8 protein-coding genes are annotated in these 7951 nt (G+C 43.8%); all 8 read left to right on the top strand.

The features are described 5' to 3' along the window. The coding region (locus HW443_RS08265) for an NAD-dependent epimerase/dehydratase family protein (RefSeq protein ID WP_176238057.1) at positions 1-892 on the top strand (892 nt) is incomplete at its 5' end. Positions 893-896: 4 nt separating this feature from the next. Further along, on the top strand, positions 897-2057 hold the full coding sequence (locus HW443_RS08260; protein WP_176230791.1) for a glycosyltransferase family 4 protein: 1161 nt from the start codon (positions 897-899) through the stop codon (positions 2055-2057). Positions 2058-2069: 12 nt separating this feature from the next. Next, on the top strand, positions 2070-3011 hold the full coding sequence (locus tag HW443_RS08255) for a glycosyltransferase (protein ID WP_176230790.1): 942 nt from the start codon (positions 2070-2072) through the stop codon (positions 3009-3011). After that, the gene (locus HW443_RS08250) at positions 3011-4465 is read left to right on the top strand and encodes an oligosaccharide flippase family protein (protein WP_176238056.1); all 1455 of its coding nucleotides are present in this window, start codon (positions 3011-3013) and stop codon (positions 4463-4465) included. The genes HW443_RS08255 and HW443_RS08250 overlap by 1 nt, the downstream gene beginning before the upstream one ends. Positions 4466-4538: 73 nt before the next feature. Continuing rightward, a complete protein-coding gene (locus tag HW443_RS08245) occupies positions 4539-4682 on the top strand; it encodes a class I SAM-dependent methyltransferase (protein WP_176232151.1) in 144 nt (47 codons plus the stop codon). A gap of 62 nt (positions 4683-4744) precedes the next feature. Then, positions 4745-5788, top strand: a complete 1044-nt coding sequence (locus HW443_RS08240) for a GDP-mannose 4,6-dehydratase (protein ID WP_176238055.1) — start codon at positions 4745-4747, stop codon at positions 5786-5788. Further along, positions 5788-6669 (top strand): class I SAM-dependent methyltransferase, encoded by an 882-nt coding sequence (locus HW443_RS08235; RefSeq protein ID WP_176231422.1) that lies wholly within the window; start codon positions 5788-5790, stop codon positions 6667-6669. Before HW443_RS08240 ends, HW443_RS08235 begins: the two co-directional genes overlap by 1 nt. A gap of 8 nt (positions 6670-6677) precedes the next feature. After that, positions 6678-7787 carry a glycosyltransferase family 4 protein gene (locus tag HW443_RS08230; protein WP_219857233.1) on the top strand — a complete coding sequence of 370 codons (1110 nt, stop codon included), beginning with the start codon at positions 6678-6680 and terminating at the stop codon, positions 7785-7787. Positions 7788-7951: the final 164 nt, after the last annotated feature.

Raw genomic sequence — 7951 nt, 5'->3', positions numbered from 1 at the left:
GGGGAGCTTCCACAACGTAAAGCATCTTCAGGATACCAGGAATTTCTCTTTAACTGTAGGTTCTGTAACTGATGAGGAAGTTATGGAAGAATTGATAGAGAAATCGGATGTAATTTTCCATCTCGCAGCGACGGTGGGTGTCAAGCAGATATTAGAGAAGCCTATCGAGTCAATCTCTAACAATATACGTGGGACAGAAGTTGTTTTGGAACTAGCTCACCAAAAAGGCAATAAGAAGTTGATACTGGCATCCTCGTCAGAGGTCTACGGGAAAAGCTGTAAAGTTCCCTATAAGGAGGACGACGACAGGGTATTAGGGCCTACTACTGCAATGAGATGGTGTTATTCGGAGTCTAAGGCAATAGATGAGTTCTTAGCGTTGGCTTATTTCAGAGACAAGGGATTGCCCACAGTAATAGTACGTCTTTTCAACACGGTAGGTCCCAGGCAAAAGGGGAGATATGGAATGGTAATTCCTCGGTTCGTAAAACAAGCATTACTGAATCAGCCTATAACTGTATACGGAGATGGGCAACAGAAGAGATGTTTTGCTTATGTGGAGGATGTTGTGAGAGGAATAATAGCTCTTTCCGATCATCCGCATGCCCCAGGAGAGATTTTTAATTTGGGATCCACTGGCTCTATCTCAATTCTAGATCTGGCTACAATGACCAAAAGAGTGGCCGGGAGCGACTCCGATACAGTGTTTATCCCCTACCACGAGATTTACGGAGAGACCTTTGAGGATGTGAGAAACAGAGTTCCTGATCTGACAAAAGTCAAAAAGTGGATAAATTTCAAGCCCGAAACATCCCTGGAGGAGGTTCTGGGAAGAGTAGCAAATTATTACAGACAGAATCCTGATTTGTTAAATTCAGAGGATAGAAATTAAGAGTATGGTGGTCATATATTCTGTAGGAGTTCCCTTCAACTATAGCGGGCTGGGCAATACTGCCTATCACGCAGCTCTTGGGCTATATAGAGAAGGTATTCTAACCCATATTTTAACTCCAGATTTCAGGGAGTGTGAGATACCTAAGGAAAAATTTTCCACTTTCCCCTTGAGAAAGATAACTAGTAAAGGTCATGCGCGGATACGCAATTATACTATAAAGGACAATTTGTTTGATTTGTGGGCTTCCAGAAAGATCCAAGACTTTGGCAAAATTAACGTCTTTTATGGGTGGTCTCACCATTCTCTGATATCTATGCGTATAGCGCACAAAAAGGGAGCCATAACCTTTATTGACAGGCAGTCTGCTGAGATCAGATTTCAGAGAGAAATAATGGGCCGTGAATTCAAAAAAGTTGGCGTAAGTGTAGATTTCATAAGCTCTAGAAATATTAAAAAAACAGTTTCGGAGGCCAACGAGACAGACTTTGTGGTAGTCCCATCTACTTTTGTAAGAAATACTTTTATTGATGTCGGCTATCCTGAGGAGAAAATTCTTTTGAATCCATTGGGAGTGGATTTGGAAAGATTTGTCCCTAAAAATGATGGATTTGAAGATGACATTTTTCGGGTGATCTTCATGGGCATTTTAAGCGTACAAAAGGGCGTTCATTATTTGATCAGAGCTTGGAAAAAGCTCGATATTCCAAAAGCGGAACTTTTGTTAGTAGGTGGCTTTGACAGATTGAGCAGAGAAGTTATATTGAATGAAGCTAAAAATGGGAAGAATGTCATTTTTGGGGGAGGGACTGCTACTCCAGAAAGAGAGTTCATGAGGTCCAATATCTTTGCTTTTCCCTCAAACCAGGATGGTTTTGGAAGCGTAGTTCTGGAGGCCATGGCCTGCGGTCTGCCGGTGATTGTCTCCCAGAACACAGGAGCAAAGGATTGTGTGAGGGATGGTCTCGAAGGATTCGTAATCCCAACTGCTGATGTGGATGCCCTTTGTGATCGGATCAATTATTTTTATAAGAATAGAGATAAGGTCGAGGAAATGGGAAGGAGGGCCCGGGAGCAAGCCCTAAAGTATGACTGGGAATCTTATCGGAAAAGGTTAGCTGGAAGCGTTGCCCATATTGTGACTTGCGGTTTATCTGAGAAGTGATGAGCGATATCAATGAGCTTTGAACCTTTAGTTAGTGTGATAGTTCCCACTTATAACGAAGAGGCGGATATAAGAAGTACCATTGATGCTCTTCTTGCCTTGGATTATGAGAAGAAAGAAATCATCGTCGTAGATAGTGCCTCTACGGATAAGACTGTTGAAATTTTAAAGGAGTATGAGAAGGGAAATCAGATAATACTGTATCTAGAGTCATCCAGGTGTGGTGTCTCCTCTGCCCGAAATTTGGGAATTAGGGAGGCCAATGGGGAAATAGTAATCATATTGAATGCAGATGTGATTTTGCCCTCGGATTTTATTCGTAGAATTCTCACTCATTATGAGAAGGGCGCAGATTTTGTCTTAGTGGAATCCAGAGTTGAAAATATAAATCATGTCTTCCCTCAGTGGATACAGGCTCAGCATCTTCTTTTCTATCAAGATCGGAATGACATCCTGTGGACCGAGGGTTTTTCTTGCAGAAAAGGAGCTGCCATAGATGTGGGTCTGTTTCCAGAAGCTCTGGCAGCTAACACTGCAGGAGAAGATGCCGTTTTCGGAGAAAGGTTAAACAAGAAGTACAAAAAAGTCATTGATAGAACAATTGTAGTTACCCATGTTGCACCAGAAAAATTCATTGCTTTTTGGAGACAGAGAGTGGGCAGAGGTAGAGGAACTTCTTACAAAATGTTTTACATTAATAAAATACCCCTGCGAGCACTTTTTAGCTATTTAGTTGGTGACCTTTCTCTATTTTTTTTGCAGACAATCTTGGTTTTTCCTGTTTTATTAAAGGCGATTGCTCTAGCTCGACTGACTGATAGTAAGATAAAAAATGCTTTTTATTTCTTCTTTGTGACTATTCTTGATAGTCTAGCTCAATTGATCGGAGAGTGGCAGGCCTACCGGGAGCTTGTTAGGTCTGAAAAAGAGCAAAAACAAAGAGTAAAAATGTAATGAGTCTAGCTAAAAAAGCTGTTCAAGGCGGTCTTTATTTAACCATTAATTATTTTGTTTTATTTGTTCTTGGTTTCGTAAGCAATATCATTCTAGCTAGACTTCTTATACCTGAGCACTATGGAATCTTTGCCCTGGGCCTATTCTTCTTTGATATAGTCCAGAGAATCAGGCTTTTTGGCTTTAAGTCCGCTTTAATTCATAAGAAGGAGCCGTCTCCTGATGAAATTTCTACTCACTTTCTTCTCCATTTTATCTTTTCGGTGGTTGTAATTCTTGTCTCCCTGCTCGTCAGTCCTCTCATTTCGATCAAATATGACAGAGCAATTGTAGACGTATTTCTGGTCCTGGCCTTAATCTCCCTTTTTGATAACGAAGGGCTTGGCGCCACTCCCTCAGCACTATTAGAAAAGGAGTTAAGATATAGGGAATTTTCCCTGATAAATTTTTTGGCATTCTTCCTCTCGGCGTTTGCGGCTATAGTTTCAGCCCTGGCGGGAATGGGCGTTTGGAGTTTGGTAATCCAGCGGGCAACTTTCAATCTGGTTCTCTTTATAGGGTGCTGGCTAGTTTCTCCCTGGAAGTTATCTTTGAGAAAAATAAGGTTGAATAGAGGGGCCGCGAGGTGGTTTCTCAGAGAGCAGGGAGTTTTTTTGTGGATTGTGGGCCTGATGGGTTATGTGGTCTTGTCCTTTGACGATTTTCTTGTGGGGACATTGGTGGGTGTCACAGCTCTGGGGTTTTATTCTATGGCCTATAATATCTCTAAGATGCCTCTCGGTTTTCTCTCCAATTTTATACAGGTAGCCTTTCCTACTTATTCTAAGCTTCAGGATGATAAGGAACGGTTGTCTTTTGCCTACGATCTCACTAACGGCTTCCTGGTCCGTTTTGGATTTTTGGCTTCGATCATGTTATTGTTTGTGGCCAAAGAGGCGGTGATCTTGCTTCTGGGAGAGAAATGGTTACCTTCAGTAATATTGATCCAGCTCCTGGTTTTGTATTCTTTAATGAGACCCCTTCAGGATGCCATGGGCTCTGTGAGTACTGCTTTGGGGAAAGTAAGGGAGTATTCCCATCTTTCCATTCTGCAGGGTATTTTGATGTTTACCCTCACTCCTGTTATGACCTATTTTTACCAGGCTAAAGGTGCCGCTATAAGCGTCGGACTTATCGTGCTTTTGGGAGTAGTTCTACTTCAGAGGTCCTTGAGAGAAAGAATTGAGATTAATAATTTTCGCATATACTTGTATCCTGGTGTAGCTGCTCTTGCATCTTCTTTGGCTTACTTAGGGGTCTTTCTAAATTACGAATTTACTCTTAATCTATGGTTCGTACTTTTTTCGAAAATTGGCCTTCTGTTGTTGGTCTACTTGTCAGTCCTATTTTTGCTGGAGGGGAGGGTACTAGTAGCGAGGTTTAGATACCTCCTTTCGGTGGTGTATGGAAAATAAACTTGCCGAGAATGGTCCGACCGAAACGTCGCTAGGTTGGCGGTATAGTGCTTCTGGCACAAAGATGGAATATTTGAAGAAGTACGCGGTCGGAAATACTGTTTTGGATATAGGCTGTGGCAAGGGCTGGTATTCTATCTTCTTAAAAGATGAAGGGTTCGATGTTTATGCTATAGACATCGAAAAACAGTTTGAGGACGATAGAATTATTATGTAAAATAGGATTCTTGCGATATAACGGGATGTACGGTGACATCTTTATCGTAGCAGATAAGGAGGATGGAGATTAGAAGATTTTTAATCATCGGCGGAGCAGGTTTTATAGGGTCGAATGTAGTTGCCTGGCATCTGCAGAAGGGTGACGAGGTAATAGTCTTCGATAATCTTTCTCGACCTGGGGCTGAACGTAATCTCACCTGGCTGAGGGATTTGGGTAATATCACTTTTGTTAAGGGAGACGTTCGAGATTATGGCGGAGTATTGAGGCTATTTCGGGACCTTCCTAACATAGATGTCGTCTTACATCTGGCTGCCCAGGTGGCGGTGACGACCTCGATCCTCGATCCTCGCCAAGACTTCGAGGTAAATGCTCTTGGAACCCTGAACATCTTAGAGGCTATGAGAGAGACCAATAGCCAGGCTATCCTGCTCTACGCTTCCACAAATAAAGTTTACGGAGATCTCAAGAGTGTTGGGATACAGGAAGTGGATAGCAGATATGTACTTAAGGATCTGCCAGAGGGGATATCGGAGAATCAGCCACTGGATTTCCATTCCCCTTACGGTTGTTCCAAGGGAGCAGCAGATCAGTATGTTCGGGACTATGCCAGGATCTACAGCCTGAAGACCGTCGTCTTTAGACAGTCCTGTATATATGGCCAGCGCCAGTTTGGTATGGAGGACCAGGGTTGGGTAGCCTGGTTTGCCATTGCTGCTGTCTTTGGTAAGCCCATAACTATATACGGAGATGGAAAACAGGTCAGAGATGTCCTTTTCATCGACGATTTACTCGAGGCCTTCGACCGGGTGGTGGAGCATAATGAAACTGTCCAGGGCCAGGTCTATAACATCGGGGGAGGATCCCAAAACAGTATCTCTCTCCTCGAACTTCTGGGGCTGTTGGAGGACCTGCTGGGAAGAAGAATAAGGCACTCATTCAGTGACTGGAGGCCGGGTGACCAACCGGTCTTCATCAGCGATAATAGCAAAGCCAGGAGGGATTTTGGCTGGGAGCCTAAAGTCAGTGTACAGGATGGGGTTGAAAGATTGTTGCGGTGGGTGGAGCGCAATAAGGAGCTTTTTGAGGAGGTTGGGGTGATATAGTGGCAGGAACTATATTCTCTGGTTCTGAGCTAAACGGATCTGAGCAAGAGAAGAATATCCAGTGGTGGGATGAGAATCCCATGACCTATGATTGGAATAAGACTTTAGGAGTAGAGGAGGGGACAAAAGAGTTTTTTGAGGCCATCGATAGGAGATTTTTTGAAGCAGTTAGAAATTTCGCTCATCCAGGCTATCCTCAACAATTCCCCTTCTCACAACTTATAGAATTTGATGATTTAAAGGGCAAAAAAGTACTGGAAGTTGGTTGTGGGGCGGGTGGAACTGCTGCTCTCTTCTCCTTAAAGGGGGCAAGGATTACCGGGATCGATATCTCGGAAAGAGCCGTTCAGCTCACCCGCAAGCGGTTCTCTCTTTATGGTCTGGGGGGCGACATCTTTTTGGGTGATGCTGAAAATATGAAGTTTGGAGATGGCGAGTTTGACTTTGTCTGGGCCTGGGGCGTGATCCACCATACGCCTCAAACTCAAAAGGCTGTCAATGAGATCTACCGGGTGCTGAAGCCTGGCGGTGAGGCTAAAGTTATGGTCTATCACAAAAACAGTTTTAGATATTGGATTTTGGGAGGCCTGTACTACGGCGTTGTCAAGGGAAAGCTACTGCGAATGTCCCTGGATGAGGTAAATAAGAGCTTTACTGATGGGTACATAGCCAGGCATTTCACCAAAAGAGATGTGATGCGCATGTTTTCTTCCTTTAGGAAAGTGAGGGTGTCAGTAATGGATCAGGGGGAAAATCTCATACTATTTACCAAGCTTAATAATCTCATGGCTCGAGTTATTTCCCCTGATATCTGGAGAAGATTCAACGTCTCCCTGATGAAGAGATTCGGCTGGTTTCTTTTCATTGAGGCGGAGAAGTAAGGCGCGCAATGGGTGCTGAAAAAGTTCCTCGATTATGTATATCCACCATAGATCCCTCCCAGGTGGGAGGGGTTACCACTATGAAAAAATTTATCTGCGACTACGCTCAAAAAAGTGGCTTTTCCCCTTACATTGTCTATAGTTCTTTAGATCCGCAGGATCATCTAAGTATAAAGAATCTGCTCAAGAGGAAGAGAAAAATAGGTTTTCTAGAGAAAAAGTATGAGGAATATGACGGATATTCTATTGGCATAGTTCTTCCTGAGTTTGAATTTCTCCACTATCTGAGCTCCTTTAGATATTGGAAGAAGACTCTGGCCCAGGGCGACATTTTTTTCGGTGTTTCGGGAACTAACCAGTGCTGTCTCCCTTTTGTCCTGGCCAAAAAGGATTTCGCCTGTTGGATCGCCACCACTCTTTTAGAAGATAGGAAGGATAACGCACGCGAATTTGGCTTTTTGCGAAAGCTGATAGACAGACTTTCCCTACCCCTTTGTCTTTACTGGGAGAAGCTGATTTTTGAAAAAAGCAAAAAGGTGCTGGTGCTCAGTCAATATACGGCGGAAAGGATTTGTGAGAGATATAAGCTCGATGAGGGTAAAGTTGAGGTGGTTCCCCATCCTGTAGATACTGATCTCTTTTGTCCTGTAATCTCCCAGGGGGAGAGCGAAAGGTATCTGTTGTTTGCGGGCAGGATCAATGATCCTCGAAAGAACCTTTTGATGTTGCTAGAAGCATTTAGCTTAGTAGTAAGGGGTTTTCCCGAGGTAAAGCTGAAACTTGTGGGGGATAAGCCCGATGCCAGGGTTGTGAGGCGGATTTCAGGTCTCGGCATAGGTGATTCAGTGCTTTTCTATGAGGCAATTCCTCACGAGAAGATGGTTCCCTTCTATCAGCAGGCCGCTCTATTTGTCCTTCCTTCCCTCCAGGAAGGCCTGGGGATTGTAACTCTGGAGGCTATGGCCTGCGGTATACCAGTGGTCTCTACTCGATGTGGAGGCCCTGAGGACGTCATCGAAGATGGGGTAAATGGCCTTTTAGTAGAGAACAACAGTGCTTCCAAATTGGCTGAGGCAATTTTGAAGCTTCTAAGAGATGAGGGCTCTTTAAAAAGATAGAGGAACTTTTTCAGCACCCAGTGCGCGCCTTACTTCTCCGGCTCAATGAAAAGAAACCAGACGAATCTCGTCAGCAGGGAGACGTTGAAGCGTCTCCAGATAGCAGGGGAAATAGGGATAAGCTCTACGAGCTGGCCAGGCATGATGACGTCGAGGTATATCTT

Origin of the sequence: Candidatus Hakubella thermalkaliphila, assembly GCF_013281975.1 — a bacterium.
Lineage (GTDB): Bacteria > Actinomycetota > Humimicrobiia > Hakubellales > Hakubellaceae > Hakubella > Hakubella thermalkaliphila.
This window is presented reverse-complemented; position numbering and strand designations above follow the sequence as displayed.

Excerpts from the sequence above, each read along its gene's own strand:
- HW443_RS08260 (WP_176230791.1), top strand. The coding sequence starts at position 897 with ATGGTGGTCATATATTCTGTAGGAGTTCCCTTCAACTATAGCGGGCTG.
- HW443_RS08255 (WP_176230790.1), top strand. The coding sequence starts at position 2,070 with ATGAGCTTTGAACCTTTAGTTAGTGTGATAGTTCCCACTTATAACGAA.
- HW443_RS08250 (WP_176238056.1), top strand. The coding sequence starts at position 3,011 with ATGAGTCTAGCTAAAAAAGCTGTTCAAGGCGGTCTTTATTTAACCATT.
- HW443_RS08240 (WP_176238055.1), top strand. The coding sequence starts at position 4,745 with ATGGAGATTAGAAGATTTTTAATCATCGGCGGAGCAGGTTTTATAGGG.
- HW443_RS08230 (WP_219857233.1), top strand. The coding sequence starts at position 6,678 with ATGGGTGCTGAAAAAGTTCCTCGATTATGTATATCCACCATAGATCCC.